This is a genomic window from Lysinibacillus sp. Y5S-8, assembly GCF_036894365.1.
Taxonomy (GTDB): Bacteria; Bacillota; Bacilli; order Bacillales_A; family Planococcaceae; genus Lysinibacillus; species Lysinibacillus fusiformis_D.
Genome location: NZ_CP145889.1, coordinates 1,733,650 through 1,754,458 on the forward strand (window position 1 = coordinate 1,733,650; position 20,809 = coordinate 1,754,458).

General features: G+C 35.2%; 22 protein-coding genes. 12 read left to right on the forward strand and 10 right to left on the reverse strand.

Annotation, left to right across the window (positions count from 1 at the left end):
* Positions 1-80: 80 nt before the first annotated feature.
* The 8 genes from V6670_RS08150 to V6670_RS08185 all read left to right on the forward strand — a co-directional run bounded on the left by V6670_RS08150 (position 81) and on the right by V6670_RS08185 (position 9,917).
* Positions 81-1,175 carry an AraC family transcriptional regulator gene (locus V6670_RS08150; protein WP_338653540.1) on the forward strand — a complete coding sequence of 365 codons (1,095 nt, stop codon included), beginning with the start codon at positions 81-83 and terminating at the stop codon, positions 1,173-1,175.
* A gap of 75 nt (positions 1,176-1,250) precedes the next feature.
* Entirely contained in the window at positions 1,251-2,747 is a 1,497-nt protein-coding gene (locus V6670_RS08155) for a carboxypeptidase M32 (RefSeq protein WP_338653542.1), read from the forward strand.
* A gap of 574 nt (positions 2,748-3,321) precedes the next feature.
* Positions 3,322-3,537: a hypothetical protein gene (locus tag V6670_RS08160; protein WP_180957764.1), complete on the forward strand. Its 216-nt coding sequence runs from the start codon at positions 3,322-3,324 to the stop codon at positions 3,535-3,537.
* 564 nt (positions 3,538-4,101) lie between these two features.
* Positions 4,102-5,675 (forward strand): IS3 family transposase gene (locus tag V6670_RS08165; RefSeq protein ID WP_141905954.1). Its coding sequence is split into 2 segments (ribosomal slippage): positions 4,102-4,744 and positions 4,744-5,675, totalling 1,575 coding nucleotides; the frame shifts between segments, so codons are not numbered across the junction.
* 611 nt (positions 5,676-6,286) lie between these two features.
* The gene (locus tag V6670_RS08170; protein WP_058845103.1) at positions 6,287-7,129 is read left to right on the forward strand and encodes a S8 family serine peptidase; all 843 of its coding nucleotides are present in this window, start codon (positions 6,287-6,289) and stop codon (positions 7,127-7,129) included.
* Positions 7,130-7,155: 26 nt separating this feature from the next.
* Entirely contained in the window at positions 7,156-8,019 is an 864-nt protein-coding gene (locus V6670_RS08175; RefSeq protein ID WP_145991278.1) for a hypothetical protein, read from the forward strand.
* A gap of 111 nt (positions 8,020-8,130) precedes the next feature.
* On the forward strand, positions 8,131-9,303 hold the full coding sequence (locus V6670_RS08180) for a hypothetical protein (RefSeq protein WP_145991276.1): 1,173 nt from the start codon (positions 8,131-8,133) through the stop codon (positions 9,301-9,303).
* Between the two features lie 23 nt (positions 9,304-9,326).
* Positions 9,327-9,917, forward strand: a complete 591-nt coding sequence (locus V6670_RS08185; RefSeq protein ID WP_180957763.1) for a TraX family protein — start codon at positions 9,327-9,329, stop codon at positions 9,915-9,917.
* A gap of 104 nt (positions 9,918-10,021) precedes the next feature.
* Here the strand turns inward: V6670_RS08185 and V6670_RS08190 are convergent, their stop codons facing one another.
* From V6670_RS08190 to V6670_RS08205, 4 genes are all read right to left on the reverse strand, one after another.
* Positions 10,022-11,683 carry a b(o/a)3-type cytochrome-c oxidase subunit 1 gene (locus V6670_RS08190; RefSeq protein WP_141902972.1) on the reverse strand — a complete coding sequence of 554 codons (1,662 nt, stop codon included), beginning with the start codon at positions 11,681-11,683 and terminating at the stop codon, positions 10,022-10,024.
* Positions 11,670-12,161: a cytochrome b5 gene (locus tag V6670_RS08195; protein WP_036118325.1), complete on the reverse strand. Its 492-nt coding sequence runs from the start codon at positions 12,159-12,161 to the stop codon at positions 11,670-11,672. The genes V6670_RS08190 and V6670_RS08195 overlap by 14 nt, the downstream gene beginning before the upstream one ends.
* A 24-nt stretch (positions 12,162-12,185) precedes the next feature.
* The gene (locus V6670_RS08200; RefSeq protein WP_255358839.1) at positions 12,186-12,311 is read right to left on the reverse strand and encodes a hypothetical protein; all 126 of its coding nucleotides are present in this window, start codon (positions 12,309-12,311) and stop codon (positions 12,186-12,188) included.
* Between the two features lie 300 nt (positions 12,312-12,611).
* The gene (locus tag V6670_RS08205) at positions 12,612-13,070 is read right to left on the reverse strand and encodes a chemotaxis protein CheX (protein WP_036118321.1); all 459 of its coding nucleotides are present in this window, start codon (positions 13,068-13,070) and stop codon (positions 12,612-12,614) included.
* 418 nt (positions 13,071-13,488) lie between these two features.
* Here V6670_RS08205 and pcp point away from each other — a divergent pair, with 418 nt between their 5' ends.
* The 4 genes from pcp to V6670_RS08225 are packed head-to-tail and all read left to right on the forward strand — an operon-like array spanning position 13,489 to position 16,380.
* Positions 13,489-14,103, forward strand: a complete 615-nt coding sequence (gene pcp / locus V6670_RS08210) for a pyroglutamyl-peptidase I (RefSeq protein ID WP_141902974.1) — start codon at positions 13,489-13,491, stop codon at positions 14,101-14,103.
* Entirely contained in the window at positions 14,087-14,782 is a 696-nt protein-coding gene (gene pxpB, locus V6670_RS08215; RefSeq protein WP_141902975.1) for a 5-oxoprolinase subunit PxpB, read from the forward strand. Before pcp ends, pxpB begins: the two co-directional genes overlap by 17 nt.
* 3 nt (positions 14,783-14,785) lie before the next feature.
* Positions 14,786-15,658, forward strand: a complete 873-nt coding sequence (locus tag V6670_RS08220; protein ID WP_338653549.1) for a biotin-dependent carboxyltransferase family protein — start codon at positions 14,786-14,788, stop codon at positions 15,656-15,658.
* The gene (locus tag V6670_RS08225; protein WP_338653551.1) at positions 15,649-16,380 is read left to right on the forward strand and encodes a 5-oxoprolinase subunit PxpA; all 732 of its coding nucleotides are present in this window, start codon (positions 15,649-15,651) and stop codon (positions 16,378-16,380) included. Before V6670_RS08220 ends, V6670_RS08225 begins: the two co-directional genes overlap by 10 nt.
* Positions 16,381-16,539: 159 nt before the next feature.
* On the opposite strand, the gene V6670_RS08230 is transcribed toward V6670_RS08225, so the two are convergent.
* The 6 genes from V6670_RS08230 to V6670_RS08255 form a co-directional block, all read right to left on the reverse strand.
* A complete protein-coding gene (locus V6670_RS08230; protein ID WP_338653552.1) occupies positions 16,540-17,094 on the reverse strand; it encodes a phosphatase PAP2 family protein in 555 nt (184 codons plus the stop codon).
* Between the two features lie 7 nt (positions 17,095-17,101).
* Positions 17,102-18,061 (reverse strand): LCP family protein, encoded by a 960-nt coding sequence (locus V6670_RS08235; RefSeq protein ID WP_338653553.1) that lies wholly within the window; start codon positions 18,059-18,061, stop codon positions 17,102-17,104.
* 19 nt (positions 18,062-18,080) lie between these two features.
* A complete protein-coding gene (locus tag V6670_RS08240; RefSeq protein ID WP_141902980.1) occupies positions 18,081-18,728 on the reverse strand; it encodes a helix-turn-helix domain-containing protein in 648 nt (215 codons plus the stop codon).
* A gap of 98 nt (positions 18,729-18,826) precedes the next feature.
* Positions 18,827-19,447 carry a sporulation membrane protein YtaF gene (gene ytaF / locus V6670_RS08245; protein WP_338653557.1) on the reverse strand — a complete coding sequence of 207 codons (621 nt, stop codon included), beginning with the start codon at positions 19,445-19,447 and terminating at the stop codon, positions 18,827-18,829.
* A 630-nt stretch (positions 19,448-20,077) separates the two neighbouring features.
* Positions 20,078-20,398 (reverse strand): DUF4183 domain-containing protein, encoded by a 321-nt coding sequence (locus V6670_RS08250; RefSeq protein WP_036118284.1) that lies wholly within the window; start codon positions 20,396-20,398, stop codon positions 20,078-20,080.
* Positions 20,399-20,422: 24 nt separating this feature from the next.
* Complete coding sequence (locus V6670_RS08255) at positions 20,423-20,707, reverse strand: DUF4183 domain-containing protein (RefSeq protein WP_338653558.1); 285 nt, start codon at positions 20,705-20,707, stop codon at positions 20,423-20,425.
* Between the last annotated feature and the right edge of the window lie 102 nt (positions 20,708-20,809).

Genomic DNA, 20,809 nt, shown 5'->3' on the forward strand with positions numbered 1-20,809 from the left:
AGTTTTTTTATTGCACATTCACAACTTATATCATAAAAACAATGATGCCTTCTACTATAATCAAAGTAGGAGGGATGTGGATGAACAACATCGTACAGGAGATGATTGATTGGATTGAAGGTCATCTCTTAGAAGGGTTTTCGTTAGAGCAATTAGGGAAGGAGATGGGCTATTCTCCTTATTATTGTTCTTTCAAATTTCATCAGATGACGGGGATGACGATTAAAAAATATATGTCATTACGAAAAATCTATCTTGCATCCTTGGTATTAAAAGAGACAGAGGAGAAAATTATTGATATTGCTTTCTGCTATGGTTTTTCATCTCAGGAATCCTTTTCAAGAGCATTTAAAAGGGTCTTTGGCATAAGCCCGTATGATTATAGGAGGTCTCCTCAGCCTATGCAAACATTTGTGAAGTTAAATTTAAATGATGAAAGAGGCTGGTTTATAATGGATATTTCTCAAAAATTGAAAATTAAGGAACTACAGGAAAAGATTTTTGAGCAATTTGATCAAGAGACTTTGAATGTATTAAATGGTCAGATGATGTATGAAGAATTTGCAAAACATCAATTAATGGGAAATAGTGATTATGTACCTTTCAATGAAGCCATGTGTACGAATCCGACTGCTAGCCCGATTTTCAGCGAGGAATTCAATCAAATCCGAGCGGCTGGGCATCAAGTGTCATTACAGGCATACGAGCAAATGACATTGAATCCTTTGAAGCCTCTATGGACAAAAGACTATCAATGCATTGTGTTATGGTTTGGGGATGATATGTTTTGTCAGATGAATTTATTGACCATGCTTGCTTTTCTCGAACAACAAGGATATCAAGGCAAAGTCTATTTCCATATGGTCAAGGAAACGACCTATGATGTGGAGGAAACAGAGCTGGAGTTAGGAGGCTATCTAGAGGTCTATCAAGAAGTTTTCATGCACCATCGTTTTCCGAAGGCTACACTTTTACCCGTCATGTATCAGGGCATTCAATTATATTTTATTTATCTACAGGAAGAAAATGATATTACGACGTATATAAAAAAGCATCTTGAGCAGCCGCTAGGGGATTTAATGAAGCAATTATTTTCTCTCTTCCCTCACTATGGGTTAGGAGATAGTCAATATTTAAAAATAATAGAGAAAGTAAAAGACGAATATTCTGAATAAAAATACTAAAAAGTCCACAATATACAAAATTTTCGAAAATATGATAAACTTATAATGTAAAAGGAGGATGAATGCATGACAGTTCAACAATTTACAGACTATGTGAAGAAAATGCAGCATTATGAGGAAGCACTCAATGTCGTTTATTGGGATATGCGTACAGGTGCACCGAAAAAAGGTTTAGCACAACGTTCAGAGGTAATCGGTACGTTATCTGCTTCTTTATTTGATATGCAAACAAGTGAAGAATTGGGGGAGCTTTTAGTAGCTTTAGAGTCACAAAAAGCTAATCTTGACTATGTGACATTGCGTTTAGTGGAAGAAGTAAGAAAGAATTATGATCAAAACAAAAAAATTCCAGCTGACGAGTATAAAAAATATGTCATTCTTCAATCGAAGTCTGAAACTGCTTGGGAAGAAGCGAAGGCAAGTAATAATTTTGCATTATTCCTTCCATATTTAGAGGAAATCATTCAATGGCAGAAAAAATTCATTCACTATTGGGGAATTAAAAATGGATCTCCTTACAATACATTACTCGATTTATATGAACCAGATATGACGACTGATGTTTTAGATCAAGTATTTGGTGACCTACGTACATCCATTGTGGAACTTGTCCAAAAAATTGCCAATTCATCGAATAAACCAGATACAAGCATGTTATTTAAGCATTTCCCACGTGAAGCACAGCGTGAATTATCGTTAGAATTGCTTGCTCAGCTTGGTTATGATTTTGATGCAGGGCGCTTGGATGAAAGTGTGCATCCATTCATGATTGGCTTAAACTATGGAGATGCTCGTATTACCACTAAATATGATGAAAATGACTTCCGTTCTGCCATTTTTGGTACAATTCATGAGTGTGGTCATGCAATGTATGAACAAAACATTGATGAAAAGCTTGCAGGTCTGCCATTGGCTACTGGTACTTCAATGGGTATTCATGAATCTCAATCATTATTTTATGAAAACTTTGTCGGCAGAAATGAAAAGTTCTGGGAGCATAACTACGAGCGTCTTCAGCATTTCTCACCAGCACAATTTGGCGATGTTGCATTAGGCGATTTTTTACGTGCCATCAATATGGTCGAACCATCCTTTATTCGTATTGAAGCAGATGAACTAACGTATCCTTTACATATCATGATTCGCTATGAAATTGAACGTGATCTGTTCAATGGTAATTTACAGGCGAAAGATTTGCCACAAGTTTGGAATGATAAATATGAGGAATATTTAGGCATTCGTCCTGAGTCTGATGCTCAAGGTGTGCTACAAGATATGCATTGGTCAGGTGGTATGTTTGGCTATTTCCCATCCTATGCATTAGGAATGATTTATGCAGCACAGTGGAAGCATGCGATGGATAAGGATATTCCAAACTTTGATGAGCTACTAGAAAAGGGAGAGCTACTGCCAATTCGAGAGTGGCTAACTGAGAAAGTTCATCAATATGGAGCATTGAAAAAGCCATTCGAATTACTTAAAGAAGCGACAGGGGAAGGCTTAAATGCTAAATACTTAGCAGACTATTTACAAGATAAATATAGGAAGCTCTATCAACTATAAAAAAACAAGCGATTTCTCATTGTAGAGAAATCGCTTGTTGCTTTACCAAAGCTTAAAGCCGTTTGAGCCCGCTGGTGAATTTGAAATAATTTCGAAGATTGGAATTGTGTAAGCGAATATAATTAAGACTACTAAAATTAAATAGAATCATACCTAGAACTTGATTATCCGACTCGTAAAATAGCGAAACTCTTAAATCGTCAACCTTCTACGATTTCCAGAGAAATAAAACACCACGCCGGTAGTACGGCTGACGAAGCACAGGTACGTTACCACAAAAATAAATCCAACTGTGGTGCCAAGTCAAAATGTACGCCAGAAGTAAAAGAAACTGTTCAAGAAAAGTTGCGGGATACTTGGTCGCCTGAACAAATTGTCGGTCGCTTTTATCAGGGACAACTGAGTTTTAAAACCATCTATCGCTGAACTTACGAGTTTTTTTAGAAGTGCCTATAAACCCGTTCTCCTTCAAAAAGGAAAGCACCAAAAGCTCCGAAAAAAACGTATAGTAGCTATTTTTATTAATTATAATTATTTTAATTCTAAATCTCGAAACGCTATCGTATACAACTATGTGGAAAACTATATTGAAACTAACTATGGCATTGGTAGAGAAAATTTAAAATCTGAAGAAAACAATTACCTAAGAGGAATGGGGGTGTTAGCAATAGAAGTAAAAGATACAGTAACTAAAAAATATTACTTTTTAGAAGTGGATATTAAAGATGACTATTCATTAATTTATATAAAAGATCTTACTGAGGTTCATCGTAAAAATCAAGCTGATTAAAGGAAGTTTATTTCAAAAAATCAGCAATATTTTGAGAAAGATATAAAGTTTCACAATAAAACAATATATCCTGACTTATAAAGCATTCTTGAGAGAGTGCTTTTTATTATATTTAAAATTAGGAGGAGAAGATAAATGAAACATTCATTGCACAAATACAACTGCATGAATGCTAACTGTAACATTTCCTCGGCTTTGTCTATTAAATTAGGCGGCTATAAGTACAATTCTCTTTATATTTTCAAGGATTCAGAAAAATATTTGAACATAGAAAACTAAAATTAAATTTTTATCAAAAAAAGCATCCTGTCGATATTTCTTAAACTCAATATTTGTTCCAAAACTCATGGTATTTGAATTGCTTAATCCAATTACAGACTACCGACTCTTCAGTACCAAGAGGCTTTGTGATGTCTCTCATACTCTCAGAACCAACCTGGTATCTTGTAACAGCCTCTATTTTTAAATTTGGTCATGAAAAATGCACCTCTAGTTGTGATACGCTCCCCAATAAGTAGACAGATTAAAAAATAAAATCTGTTTGCCTATTGGGGAGGTTTTTTTATGAGAAAATACAGCTTTTCAAAAGAAGAAAAATTAGAAATTCTAAATTTCTATGAAAATAGCCATTTCACTCTTAATGAGGTGGCCGAGTTGTATAAAGTTGATTCAAGAACAATCAAAGATTGGCAAAATAATTACTTGTTTTTTGGAGAGGAAAGTCTTAATAGAAGTGAAAATCATAATACATATCCGAAAGAAATAAAGCTAGCAGCTGTTCAAGACTATATTTCAGGAAGTTATTCATTAAGAGAAACTGTTAGAAAATATAGACTTTCTGGCACATCCGTTTTGCGAAATTGGATTAAAAAGTATACTAGTCATAGTGAATTAAAAGATTCGAGTAAAGGAATGAGCCAAACTATGACTAAAGGAAGAAAAACAACAGTACAGGAGCGCATTGAAATAGTACAAGCTTGTATTGCCAACGAAAAGAATTATCAAGTAACAGCTGAACAATATGCGATTTCTTACCAACAAGTATATCAATGGGTAAAAAAATTCGAAAAATCCGGGGAATTAGGTTTACAAGATCGCCGTGGCCGTACAAAGTTAGAAGAAGAGTTAAGCACTGAAGACAAGTTTCGTTTAGAAATCCAACGTATGGAACGCGAAAATGAACGATTACGTGCAGAAAATCTCTTCTTAAAAAAGTTAGAGGAAATCGAAAGGAGGCGACGTTAAGTAAAAGTCGTATACATAACCGTTATATTGTCATTCAAGAACTAGCGGCGAAGGAAGCATTGCCAATCATTTTATTATGTGAAATTGCCGGTGTTACACGTGCTGCTTATTATAAGTGGTTGAACCGTCATCCATCAGCACGAGAAATCGAGAATGAACAGCTTCTAGAATCAATTCAGTACCTTTATGCACAAGTAGATGGGATTTATGGATATCGACGCATCACACTTACAATCAATCGCCATCGGGAAAAAGTAGATTTACCGATGGTAAATAAAAAACGTATTTATCGTTTGATGAAAATGTGTCGATTAAAATCGGTGATCCGTAGAAAACGAAAAAAATATCGTAAATCGAATCTAGATTATGTAGCAGAAAACATACTCAGTCGCGAGTTCAAAGCAGATCAACCTAATCAAAAATGGTGTACAGATGTCACGGAGCTTAAATATGGAAATGGCAAAAAGGCTTATTTAAGCGCCATTATTGATTTATACGATAATTCGATTGTAAGTTATGTATTAGGACATTCGAATAACAACAAACTTGTTTTTCAAACGATGATACCAGCTATACAAAAATTAAAAGAGGATGAGCATCCACTTATTCATAGCGATCGTGGTTATCAATATACTTCAAAATTTTTCAAACGGATGATAGATGATGCCGGGATGGTACATAGTATGTCTAGAGTGGGACGTTGTATCGATAATGGACCAATTGAGGCTTTTTGGGGTACGCTCAAATGCGAAAAATACTATTTAAATAAATATGATACATATGAAGCGCTTAAAAAAGCAATTGTAGGATACATTTCGTTTTATAATTTAGAGCGCTATCAAGAAAAATTAAACGGCTTGAGCCCCTTGGAATTCAGGGATCAAGCCGCATAAAGTATTTTTATTATTTCCACTGTCTACTTGACGGGGAGCACTTCATTGTTAGATGTGTTTAACAATTGGGGTGCAGTTCAGAAATTTATTATAGGGCGCTTTTTTGGCACAAGGATTAGTGCAATTTTCAATTTAGGGATTAAGAGAAATTCATCGTTAAAATCAACCATGAAAGAATTATGGGGAAGTTAGGGATTAACTCAAGGAAAACTACTGCTAAAATAATCCATAATTATCCATAAATAGGAGTCAAGATAAATGATTTTTTATGTACAGATATAGGAACATCACAAAGCAATTTTATAAGTTTGTTACTTTCAAGAGTCTTAAAAATAATTTATATCGCTAACGATATTTTGATAAAAACGTTTTTCTATTTGTACATATAATACTTGTTTTCTTTATTCAAAGTAATCAATAATTTACTTGTATTGATATTTACATTTTTACCAATTAATATTAAATAGTTCCATATTGTGTAATTATAACTTATAAGGAGGGAGTAACTACTTGATTGTTAATAGATAAATTGCCTATTTACCAGTTCCAATCCAATATCATATTAGGTTATAAGTTTGGTATAAATAAACTAGTTTAAGGGAATTTTGAATATGAGATTTAAAAAATATGTTTTTCTAGCAATATGTATTATAAGTGTGGCTTTCTTATACGAACATAAAAAAAATATTTCAATTGAAGACTTATATGAAAACCAAGCGTATCCAGATGGTATAGAACATTTTCGAGTTGAAGAGGTATGGGACAAAGGATATTTTGGTGAGAAAATTAGGATTGCAATATTAGATACCGGACTTGATTTTGAACATCCTGATTTTGAAGGCCAAATAAACACAGGTTTCAATGCAATTGACAATAATAGTTTACCTATTGACGACTCAGGACATGGTACGAAAGTAACAGGAGTTATAGCCGCGAAAAATAATGATATTGGTGTAGTAGGTATTTCTCCATCAGCGGAAATATATCCTATTAAAGTTTTGGATGAATTTGGTGAAGGGGAAATTGAAGATGTTATTCAAGGAATTGAATGGTGCATCGACAATGAAATAGATATTATTAATATGAGTTTTTCCACAATCAAAAATGATCAAAAATTTTTTAATGTAATTAATAAAGCAATTAATGCGGGCATATTTATCGTAGCAGCTATTGATAACAACAAAGAAAGAGGTCCTGGTTATCCCGCTTTATATGAGGGTGTAATTGCTGTAGCTTCTTTAGAATGGAAAAATCTTTTATCTACTGAAGAAGTAGATTTTTTTGCCCCTGGAAATAATATTTTTACTACAGCTATAGGTGGGAAATACATAGTATCTGAAGGGAATTCCATAGCCACTCCACATATTACGGGTCTTATAGCACTGATAATTGATCAATATCAAACTCGTAATTATAAAGACGTAATTTGTCTATTGGAAAAATTAGTAAAATAGTAGTGATATAGATAAGGGAGAGTTAAATGATGAAGAAATTTTTTCTAGTTTTTGTGATTGCTTGCCTGGCATTTGCAAATTTTAGTACAGGTGCTTTAGCGAATAATTTTGAGGATCAGCCAATTGAAAATGCATTTCAAATTATAGAAAATACTGAAGATATTATTATTGCCCAAGCTGTACATCCAAATGGAGATGAGTTATACGCTACTTTAGATAAAAATACAAATGAATATACATTAAAAGCTATTGTAAAAGATGAAGGTTTACTAAAATTTGCTAGTAGTGATAAAGAATACGAATACACGGTTGATGTACAGGAATTATCAGAAGACGGTATTAAAGCTGTATTTACAGATGTTAATTCAGCTGAAAAATTCAAAATCGAAGAAACTGTAGAATTTACTGAAAAGGTAGTAGCGCAAGGACCATTACTAGGCTTACTTCCTGTTATTGAATGGGGAGGGGCCGCTTTATTAAGCTGGTTAGCCGCCAATGCAGCCGCGATTACTATTGCAGGTGTAACTGCATATTTAGCAACGCATGTTTGGTCAAAATATAAAAATCAACCATACAACTATTACCAAGCTTTCATTAGTGGTGGCGATGTTTATATTGGTTCTGCATTTAAAGATGATGCTTCTGCATTTGCAGCCATTAAAGGATCTGAAAAAGTAGATGTATGGGCTAAAACAGAAAGTAAGTCAAATGAAGCTGCAAGGAAAGGTGGAAATGGAAACCCACCTGCATCACTTCACCACACAACAGAATCCTTTGGTAAAGGTGATGGTTATTATAAACACTGGCATCCATTAAGAGAAACTCAAATCGATCCACGAACAGGTAGAGCAATCTATGTAAAGAAAGATAATCATATTTTTTACATGTAATTTAAGAGCAATAGCTTCTATAATAAAAAGAAGTTATTGCTTTATTTATCTGCTTTTTGGTTAATTATTATTTGATTTTACAAAATTTAATAGGATTTTATAAGAGGTGACATGATGTTTGAAATTAAAAAAATAGATTTTACTTTATATTGTGAAAAAATAGATATTTCATTAGAACAAAAAATCGTTTTCTCTATCGAAGATAATAAAGGAGAAAGAGAGTTTGGAAATGTATATAAAGGAGTATTGCTTTACGACTTGATCACAAATAATACTTCCAAGTTAGTATTCAATAAATTTGCCAATAAAATTACAATGAAAAATAAAAAAGATACTCATTTTTTTTATTTTTCAATAAGTTGTAATGAGAATAATATTAATCTAGAAATAAGCAAATTTGATTGCGTTTTATGGACAGAAGAAAAAATCTGTTCAATTAATTTTGATAAAGAAAGATATAAAGAGTTTCAGAATATAAACTCCCGAAGCTATATATACAATCTCGATGGACGCCATATTTTATTACAAGTATTAGATGATATTATTTTAGTTGATTCAGTTGAAAAAGTCTTCTATAATACCGGGAATAAATATGATGTACTCTTCAATTCTTATATCGACACTTTTATAAATGGAGAAATTGATTATATATATGTTCAAAATGGAAAATATAATTGGAAAGACAAAAAGCAACATTTCCTTATGTCTGAAACAAATCACGAATTCTTCAAAAAGACTTTAAAAGAAGATGATAGTATTTATATTCTTCCTATAACAGAGTTAATTCATAATTTAAAACTAAAATTAGATGTAACTTTCACTCGAATTTCTACTTGTAATCACAAGTGCGGTTACCCTTATTTTGGAGGAGATATTACTAATGGTATTATGAGTTTCCAAATTAACGATTTTGTTAATAACCAAACAACATTAGTCTATTATTCAATTTTAGAATCAAAAATAATTAAAAGAAAACAATTCAATACTCTTTATGATATTGTTTATGCTGTAGACGATGATTGTCTAACAATTGTTGATCCAAAGCAAAATGACAGAACTAAAGAAATTATTAGTATCACTGAAAATAAAACTATAATTTCAATTCCAGCAGAAGAGTATGTAATTACCCTTAATAAGGACTATATTCTAACGGTTAAATATGATGCACAAAATGGTGATGTAAACATATTTGTATATAAGAATCAATTTACAAAAGAGAAAATAGGAGAAGGCAAGCAATATTTTATCGATTTTGATAAAAAAATAATTGTTTTATTCAAATGATAAAACTTATAGCAATTTTTACAATGTTAATCGATCATATAGGTTACATTTTTTTCCCTGATGTAATGATCTTAAGGATGATAGGTAGATTATCTTTTCCATTGTTTGCATATGGTATCGCAATAGGAATGAAAAGAACAAAAGATGTGAAAAAGTATGGATTTCGATTATTAATACTGGCTTTAATTTCTCAATTGCCGTATCAATTAGTATTTGGAACTAGGTATTTCAATGTTTTATTTACTTTATTTATTGGCCTATTTTCATTAATTATATTAAAGGCTAACATTAAAATATCTATTAAAATTTCAATTATAGTTGGATTAACATTAATAAGTGATCTTCTAAACTTTGAATATGGTATTTATGGTGTGCTTTTAATTATTTGTTTTTATTTTTGTGATAATAATATAAAGTTGGTAAGTTCTGTAACGATTCTAACTTTAGTAGGGGTAATTATTTATAATTATCCTATGATACAATTGTTTTCTATTTTAGCAGTATTGATAATCCCCTTACAGAAAAAGTTTGATTTTAAAATTAGTAAGATTGTATCTTACCTTTTTTACCCTTCCCATCTTATCCTTTTGTGGTTTATCGAATATAAATTTTAAAATACAATATCTTGTTACATATGATTTCTTATAAATTTATCAAAAGGATAAAATCAAAAAAGCGATTTCTCGTTTCTGAGAAATCGCTTTTTATGTCTAAATGCTTACCACAATTGATAGCCTTTGGAGCCAGCCGGTGAATTCGAAATAATGTCGAAAATAGGCACTGTGTAAGCGAATAAAATTAACGCTACTAAAATAACAAGCCATACTTTGAAGTTTTCTAAAATAGCTGGTGTTGGGCCGCTAAGCTCATGTACATCCCCAATAGGGAATTCTTCCTCACCTTTAGGTGCAAACCAAGCTAATTTCACGACGATGTACATAATGACTAGAATCGCGATAAAGAGAATCGTTCCGCCTACAGCTTGTGCGATTTGATAAGGAATCCAATCATAGGCCTGTGAAGCACCACCATATTCTGAGTAATCTGAGCGACGAGGTGCACCAATAAGACCAGCAATATGCATCGCAGAAGACATAATCGTCATACCAGTAGCCCATAAGATACCAGCGAAATTACTAAGATTATTTAATGATTTCGTCAATGTACGACCTGTTAAATGTGGAATTAACCAGAAGGCCGCACCGAAGTAAGTTAAAACAACAGCTGTAGCAATTGTTAAATGGAAATGCCCTGTAACCCAAATGGTATTATGGATTAATTGGTTCATTTGATAGGAGGCATTGACAATACCACCTGCACCACCAGGAATAAATGCCACCATACCGATAAATGGAACGAAGAAACGAGCATCTTTCCATGGTAATTTTTTAAACCATCCGAACAGCCCTTTACCACCTAATTCACGACCACGTAACTCGAACATGGCAAACATCGAGAAGGCTGTCATAAGAGATGGGACAATTACAGCGAACGTTAATACAACTTGAATGAACTTCCATGTACCATCAATACCAGGCTCTGTTAACTGATGGTGAATCCCAACAGGAATAGAGAAGAGTAAGAACAGCATGAACGAAAGTCTTGCTAAAGAATCGGAGAAAATTTTTCCGCCAATTACTTTTGGGATAATCACGTACCAAACCATGTAGGCAGGTAATAGCCAGAAGTATACAAGTGCATGCCCGAAATACCAGAAGAGGGTACGGGATAATGCAACATCGACACGTTCAATTAAACCTAATGACCATGGTAACAGTTGGATTAATACAGAAGCTGCTACACCAAGTGTTGCCACGAACCACATTAAATTATTGACAACTACCATAAACGATAATAATGGGCTGCGTTGTCCGCTACCTTTATTTTCTTTGCGCCACTGTACATAACGTAAAATTTGACCTGCGCCGCCAACCCAAGAACCAACTACGACTAATGTAAGGCCTAAATAGAAAATCCAGTGTGCCTTTAGGGGTGCATAGAATGTATAAAGTACAGTTGCTTTGTTCAATAAAACCATGGTTGCTGAAGCAGCTGTACCAATTGTCATTAACCAAAAACCGATCCAGCCAAGTCTACGTTGACTAGCAGTGAATGTACCAGATGTACGACTTACACTAGCAATTTGGAAGCCGTAAATAAAGAATGTAGTTAAAATAAGACCAAGTAATACACCGTGTACTGTTAAAACTTGATAATAGCCAATGCCTGCTGGTAATGTAAATTGACCAGAACGCACAAATACTTGTAATAAACCTGCAAGACCACCTAATAGCAATGAGATGAATGCCACATAAATATGTGCCATTGCTAGCTTTGCATCGCGACGATCTACTTTTGTCATCGAATTAGTGTGACTCATTTGAATCCACCACCTTTAGCATAGAGTGCATCATCGTATGTCCTGTACCACAATACTCATTACATACGATTAAAAACTCGCCTACTTTGTTAACTTCTGTTACGTATTCCGAAATATAACCAGGCTCAAGCATCATATTGATATTCGTACCTGCCACCTCAAAACCGTGCATAACATCTTCGCTTGTTGCGATGAATTTCACCTTTGCACCAAGTGGTACCTCAATTTGTGGAGGATTATAATTGAATGCAGAAGCTACTACTACCACTTCATAATCCCAATCTTTTCCCTCGACCTTATGGACTCCTGGATTATCAAAAGGTGCTGTCTCTTTCACTTTCTCGTAATCTAGTGTTTTTTTACCATTGTTCGGATGGGAGCCTTGATGAAATGCCCCGATACCGAGAATGATCAGGAATGCAACTAAAGTAGCAACTCCGAACACAAGCCAATACTTCTCATACTTATGTATGTGCATATGTTTCTGTCCCTTCTTTATATATTAAAATCTTCCAATGAACAAATCGAAGCAGTACACCCAAAGTAAAATGATGATAATACCAACTCCAAAAACTGCATAGAGTGAACCTTTTAAATTTTCATCTGACTTCTTTTTGTTGTTTGCCATTTTTGCCCCTCCTACGCTTTTTATTGTTGTGTTTCTTACTGTCATCATATAAAAATCCATATCATTTTGATGTGAAAAAAATCACACTTCTACACGTATTATGTGAAGAAAGTGTGAAGAATTAAAAAAAGAAAAAAACAAGCCATCTCAAAAGTCATTGAGAGAGCTTGTTATCTTATTATATTTTGCTTAATTTTAATAAAAACAATAGATGGAGAAAGACTTGCACATTCCTTCCCATTTTTTCTACCTATACATGAAGGCTGTAGGCTTTTGCATACAATGATCCATTCTAGTTTTTTATCCTTCTTCCTCGATGGTTAATAGAACTGTTAATGCACCAATGCTTGGAACCGAGACTGGGAGAACAAATGCTTTTTCAAAGCCGTATAATTTTGTATTGCCCACCATCACCGTTGGCGGAGTGATATCAATTTCTAAGCTTTCTTGCCCAACAGTTGTACATAAATTTCCTGCAATCATGTTACCAAATTCTCCAGTAAAGGATTCTAGCATTTCTCCCTCCAGTGGCATACCGAACATGGTACTCCCAATCCCGCTAAACACATCGGGGGATGAATCAATGATAACGCGACCCTTTACATCTCCAATTAAACCAATTAATACGCCCATTTGCTGCTGTTGAAAGGGTTCAGAAATAATACTGGGCGACTTTACTTCTATATCCATAGGAAGAATGGATTTTAAAGCGTGAATAGTCCCGTTTAAAATAGTTTGAAAGTACTTCGAATTACTCATCATTACCGCATCCTTTTTCCGACTTTTCTACATCTTACCATGTAAAAAGGGTAAGATGAAAGTATGTCTTGACGAATTAACGTGAAATTTATAATATAATAATGAGAATGATTTTCAAATTCAATGCAATGGTCTGAAAGCCTAATAAAAAAATACATAATTTATATGAAAAGGAGCGGTTAGCAATGACATTCGTATTGATTGGAGCAGCTGTAGTGATCTATATTGGTGTTGGGAAATACGTCATGAAACAGGCGACTGCACATTTGAAATAATTACAGCCAAAAGAGTATGGAGCATCAGCACTTCATACTCTTTTTACTTGCCCAAATGAAGAGAAATATTTATTTTTTCAGAAAATTGTTGTAAAATAAAGCCAATCCTTTAGGGTTATACATAAAGAAATCAGGTGACTAACATGACAAAACTATTAGTAACAGGGTTTGAGCCATTTCTTCATTATAAAATAAATCCAACGATGCAAATTGTCGAAAATTTAGATGGAGAAACAATAGGAGACTATCGCATTGTTGGAAGAATTCTCTCTGTAGATTTTCAGCAATCGGCGGAACAATTAAAGCAGTATATAGAGGAAGTAAAGCCACAAATTATTATTTCTTTAGGATTAGCAGGAGGGCGTTTTAAAATAACGCCAGAGCGCATTGCCATTAATGTGAAAGATGGCGAGCCTGATAATAATGGCTACACGCCGGTCGATGAAAGCATTGATAAGGATGGAGCGGATGCTTATTTAACGAATTTACCGATTCGCAATATGGTGAATTGCTTACAGGCAGCGGGGTATCCAGCAGAAATTTCAAATACTGCAGGTACGTACTTATGCAATAATATTATGTATGAAGGACTTGTTTATGCACAGCAACACGAAGGGGTTCGTGCTGGCTTTATTCATATTCCAGCATCATTTGACCTGGCCATCCAACATGGCAAAATTCCTGGCTGGCATATCCGAGATTTAATAGCTGCGGTAAAGCTTTGTATTGAGGAGAGCATACGTGCAACCAATCATTGAATTTCCTCATGCGATGTGGATTAGCCAACATACTATTCGCTTTGCATTCAAGGAGGAAATCTCCCACGCCAACTTTCAGGCAGTCCAAGCATTTAATCGGTTTCTGAAACAGCAGTTACAGCATAATCTCGTCGAAAGTGTTGCAAGCTATCATACCGTTACAGCCTATGTCAAACAGCCTCTTGATGTTGATTCATTGAGAGGGCATTGGCTAGAGATGCAAACTCTCACAACAATGGCAGAAGGAACGAAGAAAATTTTAAGAATACCCGTTTGCTATGATGAGGAATTTGCCTTAGATAAGCAGCGAGTCATGAACTATACAGGTTTATCATTTGAAGACTTTAAAACATTACACTTATCGAAAAGCTATTATGTTTATGTTATGGGCTTTTTACCAGGTTTTCCTTATTTAGGTGAATTGGATGCTAAGTTGTGTGTACCACGCTTAAAGAAGCCACGAGCTACTGTTTCAGCTAGTTCTGTTGGTATAGGCGGTAGGCAAACAGGCATCTACCCTGTTGAGTCACCAGGTGGCTGGAATATTATCGGGAAAACCCCTCTAGATTTATTTAATGTTGATCGCCAAGAGCCATTTTTATTGGCACTTGGGGATGAAGTTCAATTTTATGAAATAACTAAACAACAGTTTTGGGAAATGAAAAGCAAAGGAGTGTAGCGATTGAAGCCACTTCTGCTCGTCACTAAACAAGGTGTCTATGGTAGCCTACAGGACCAAGGTAGATTTGGCTATCGGGCATTTGGTATTCCGTTATCTGGACCGATGGACAAAGTATCGTTTCAAGCAGCCCAGCTAATCTTAGAAAATCCTCATGACCAAACTTCCTTTGAAATGTTTGTGGGTGGCTTTGAATTTGAGGCATTGGCTGATGGAGTCTATGTATTAACAGGTGGACATTGTACATGCTTGGTCAATAATACACCGATAGAGATGTGGAAAACATTCCACTTAATGAATGGCGATCAGTTGGTGATTAAACATGTGAATCAAGGAGCGATTGTTTATTTGACACCTCTGGGAGGGTTTACTTCACAAGTTAAGCTTGGTAGTCGCTCAAACCTGTCACTTGGTCAACTAGGAACAAACATCACAAAAGGTAGCATTTTGTATGGGCAAGACTCAGCGCCATTCCATTATAATCGAGGTCTTTATGCGCCATATCGTCCAACTTTTGATCGTGCTATTTCAGTTAGAGTGCTGAAAGGCCCTCATTTTCATTTATTTAAGGAAGAGAGTCAACGCCATTTTTTACAAAATGCTTTTCAATTTATTGGTGGTAATCGCATGGGCTATTACGTAAAGGGAACTGTTTTACAGCTGCAAGAAATGCAAGATATTTTGTCAGAGGCGACCCAGTTCGGCACCATTCAAGTGCCGCCAAGCGGTCATCCTATCATTTTAATGGCCGATGCCCAAACGGTAGGGGGTTATCCTATTATTGCGACGGTACATGAAGACGATTTACATAAAGTAGCTCAAATGCGTATGTTTAACACGATACGATTTGCACTGGAGGTAAGAGGATGCCAATAGATATTAACTGTGATTTAGCTGAATATGATGATGCTTTTCTAACAGGAAAAGAGGAAGAAATATTGGACTATGTCACATCCATTAATATAGCATGCGGCTATCATGCGGGGCATCATACGTTGATGCATCAAACTGTTCGCAGTGCCATTCGTAAAAATGTTCATATTGGTGCACATCCAGGTTATCCTGATCGAGAGGGATTTGGTCGTCGAAACATGACATTTAGCGCAGCAGAAATTTATGATATGATGGTCTATCAAATTGGTGCATTACAAGCCTTCGTTCAAATTGAAAAAGGCATGCTCCATCATATAAAGCCACATGGTGCACTCTATAATCAATGCGTAAATGATCGGGAAAAAGCGTCAGCTGTCGTCGATGCAGTCTATGATCTTAATCCACAGCTTATTTTATATTGTTTATCTGGTAGCCAAATCGTAGAGATTGCAAGAGGCAAAGGGCTTCAAGTATATGAGGAAGTTTTTTCGGATCGACGTTATAACGATGATGGCACTTTAGTGGATAGGCAGGAGCCTAATGCCTTAATACAAACAGAGCAAGAAATGCTGATACATGTAAAAGGTATTTTAACGGCCAATGAAGTCTTGTCTGTGCAATCTAAAAAAATAAAAGTCGCTGCTCAAACACTATGTATTCATGGAGATGGCCCCCGTGCGCTAGACTATGCAAAAAAAGTTGCTGCGCTCAGACAGCAACTATAATAGTAAAATGGATGCCCTAAGGAGAGTTTAGGGCATCCATATTATTTAGATAGTTTGCAGCTTCAAACACAATAATTGCAGCGAGGTTTTTTTATGCAATGATGGTTGGGGCATATAAAAGTTCGCATCCATTGCGAACTTTTTAAATCTAAAGACCTCTTACTTTGCATATATTTTCTTGCGTAGCAAGGTAGATTCAAAAAGACGACCTAGTAACATAACTATGTAAGTTACCCCTAATCCAATACATGCGCCTGCTAACACATCTAGAAAGTAGTGCACACCGATAAAAATTCTTGAAATGGCCATTAAGCAGGCCAGCAGGATGAGTACAGTGCCCATTTTTCTTTGTTTCCAAAACAAAGCGAATGCCAGGGCAAATGAACCAGCAGCATGATTACTTGGAAATGAAGGATCCAGATTTGATTTTTCGAGTAATAATGTTACGCTATGATTGACAAATGGGCGAGGTCGAAAATACACCATTTCTATAATTTTATCTATACCAAGTGTAAGAATGACAATCGTTAATGCATATAATACTATTTTTCTATTTTCCTGCTGATTTTGGGATTTTGAAAACCATAGCCATATAAATACCAGTCCAAATAGAATGGGCCCATACTTTGAAAACAAGAGGACAAGTTGATCTAAAATCGGATATTTTCCTGCAAACTGGTTTAGTAGTTTGAAAAGTTGATAATCTATATTCATATTCTCTCTAAGATGAAACTCCTTCTAATTTAGTCACTTGTACATTGTCCTCTGATGATAAAAACTCTTCTAATGCACTTTTGTTCTTTTCCAAATCAATATCTAGCACTGCGCCTACATTTACATGTTTGTTGTCAAAAGAACTGGCGACAGGAATTCGTAAAGTATCCACACCATTAGATTTCCCATCCATTAAACCTTTCCCAATTGCAAGAATGGTTTTATTGTCAATATTAGTATCGATATATGCCTCTGCAACACCAAGTATTTTGGGTAAATTTATTAAACTTTGAAAGCTAATTTGTTCTTTGACCTTTGTCATAACTTCCTGTTGGCGTTCAACTCGCCCGAAATCACTTAAACGATCGTGGCGAAATCGTACATAAGCTAATAACTGGTCACCGTGTAAAGTTTGTTCTCCAGGAAATAATGTCATACCAATTCCATATGACATTTCATAAGGGATATCAACTTCAATCCCATTCGGTGCTAGAAGATCCACAATTTTGGGGAATCCTTCAAAATCAACGATAGCGTAGTAATTCACATCAATATCAAAATTCTGCTTAATTGATTTCCTTACAAGTTCTGGGCCTCCAAAAGCAAATGCAGCGTTTATTTTATTCATCCCGTAATCTGGGATGTCAACATACGTATCTCTCATAATCGAAACGATTTTTACATTATTCGTAGTTTGATTATAGTGTGCAATCATTAAAGCATCAGATCTACCTTCGTCCCCTCTAGAGTCACTGCCTATCAATAGCACATTAATCTCACCAAATTGCGGGTCTACACCTTTGAATGGCTCAAAAGTCTCTTCATCTTCTTTATTGATATCATCTTCTGCCATAGCCAATCCACTATTGTACTGATATATCCAATAAACAATCCCTATTGAGATGATCAATGCAAATGCTAAAAACGAATTTCTTAGCCATCTACGGCTCGTTTTACTATGTTTCATAAATTAATTAATCCACCTATCAGTTATTTTTTAACAAACCTTTTGCAGTAAGTTGTACAGCTATCGCATCGTCCAAATAACCAATAGGAAATAGATAATCCGGAATGACATCCACAGGAATAATAAAATACAATAATGTACTTCCAATTATTGTTAATTCAAATAGTGTACCCTTATTTGTTGTAAATTTTTCATATAACTCTTTCAACTTGCTAATAAATGGTCCAACGCTACCTACACTCTGAATCTTTTCGTTAAAACTCTTATGAATTGTATTTTTTCCTTCTTCTGTTTGAGCAAATAATCCATAATCGTCTAATTTTTTTTCAACATCTTGCACTGAAAATTGATTGTCATAAACATTAGAAGCCTTAAGAAAAGTCTGTATTGCATCAACAGAGGTATGAATATCTGATTGCGACTCTTCATGTCTCTGTTCGATAGGATACCCTGCAGCTTCAACAAGATTAATGAAAGGAATACCAAGACATTCAGCGAATTTTTCTAAATGTTGAGGTGTTGCCTTTCGTTTATTATTGACAATCCGTGAAATCGTAGCTGTATCGACCCCTGTAAGCTCACTAAACTTCCGCATGGATAATGAGCGTTCTTTTAGTAATTCTTTCAACAATAAACCTAGAGTAGTACTTTCTCTATTTTCCGCCATATTCGATTCTCCCTTCTGATAGTTCCTTAATAATTGTCTAATGGAAAATTACCGTTGTACAGAGTGTAATATTATGTTGACAAAATGTCAACATAATATTAATAGAATGCTGCAAAAGCAAGCAGTAACATCAATAAACCACTAATTACTGTGCCAAATTGCCCTATAGTAAATGAACTAATCTGAACATCAGCGACCTTCCTTCCTAATTTGACTCCTGCCCAAACAGTAATAAAGCTCCCGATTGCAGCTGTTAACGAAATGACAACAGGTGAAAGTCCGAGTAGGCCAGCGCCCACACCATTTGTAAGTGCATTTGCTGATAATGCAATACCAAGAAGTATAGATTCTCCCCAGCCGATTTCATCAGACTTATTAAAATCAGCTTCCTCAGGGTTTTTAAAAATACTTTGCCCATTTTTGGGCTGTAACACCTCTTTTGAAGGTTCATTTTTACGTGGTTTAGCTAAAAGAATGATGCGAATCCCGATGATAAATAACAATAAGGCTCCAAAGATTACAGGAAGCATACCTGGAAGAATAGTCGAGAGCCAAACCCCAAACGTAATGCCTCCCATACTCATAAGAAAGCATATGATTGCTATTAATAAATTTTTCCCAAAACGAACATGTATCTTTCGAATCCCGTAAGAGAGCCCTACACCTAAATTGTCTATACTTGATGAAAGCGTAAAAGCTAAAATGATTAACCAAGTCACAGCTTACACCCCTTATTTTTTTATATCATATTATTTGTGTTGACAATTGGTGCCTGTTTTCCTAAAATCGTTGACAAAAAAGCAATGGTTATACCACTTAAAAAAACTCGTCCATTATTGAGCACCATTGTTTTGTTTCATATACTTACAATGTATTAATTAAGTGTCCTTCGATTTTGGAATAAAAAAAAGACCCAATCCAAGCCTAATAGACAAAGAATCGGAGCTTTCGGTTTTCCTTATTTTTTTACTTATTTTAACAGGGGAATCCAAACTACTGCCTTGTACAATTTTCCGAACAGTTTTCATTTTGTTAGAAGTATTGGCTCGAAGTCTACTGCCTGTAAATTTTTCTTCAAGTGACTTAGATTTCTGTGAATCAATGGACAGAGCAGAAGTACCTGTTACATTAACATGACCATTGATAATGGAAAGTACCACCGATTTACGCCCTTTAGGGTCTTTATTTCATGGTGAAGCCTGTCTGTGCAATCTAAAAAATAAAAGTGGCTGCTTAAACCCTATGTATTCATGGAGATGGGCATCATGCGCTAGACTATTGTAAGCGCTCAGAGGGCTACTACAATTGTAAAATAGATGCCCTAAGAGAGTTTAGGGCATCTATTTTAGTTAGGTAGTTGTGACTAATTCAACTGCTTCAAGCACAATTGGTGTACCAGCAGAAAGTGATGCTGTAACAGTGTTGAATGTAACTTCAGTTGCAGAAACTGTATAAGCATCACCCTCCTGTAGAACGCCATTGATATATAAATTATAGTAGCCGTTTGTAACTACTGGAAATGCAGTTGCCGCTGTACCGCTATCATCTAAAAACGTTGTAGCAGCGACTGTAGTACCATCTGTAATGGCAAGTGGTGCAGCTAAAACGTTAAAAAATCGTGTAGATGTACCTGTGACATTGACATGAATATTAATAATGGAAAGTGCCATATGATTCACCTCCTTTCTTGGATATTAATTTGTCATAAAGCCAAGCGATTCAATGATAATGGGTGTTCCTCGATACAAAGTGGCATTGTAGGGTACGATTGTTAAGGTGGCTGGTGTTATGGTGTAAATGCCACCTTCTTGCATCACCGCATTAATATAAAGATTGACGTAACCGTTTGGCGAGAAGAGGGTAAACTCTGTAATATTGTCAGCATTGTCATTCCAGAAGAGAGTAGCTGGCAGCGTGACCCCATTTGTTAGATCAAGATCGGCTGTGACGATATAAAAATAGCGATGGATAATCGGCAAAATAGTGCCCTCTGGTACGATAGGAGGAGGGACGATGGGCGTACCGTTTGTGGCTTTGATACGGGGCCAGAAAAATCGATCCTCACAGTGACACGAACAACT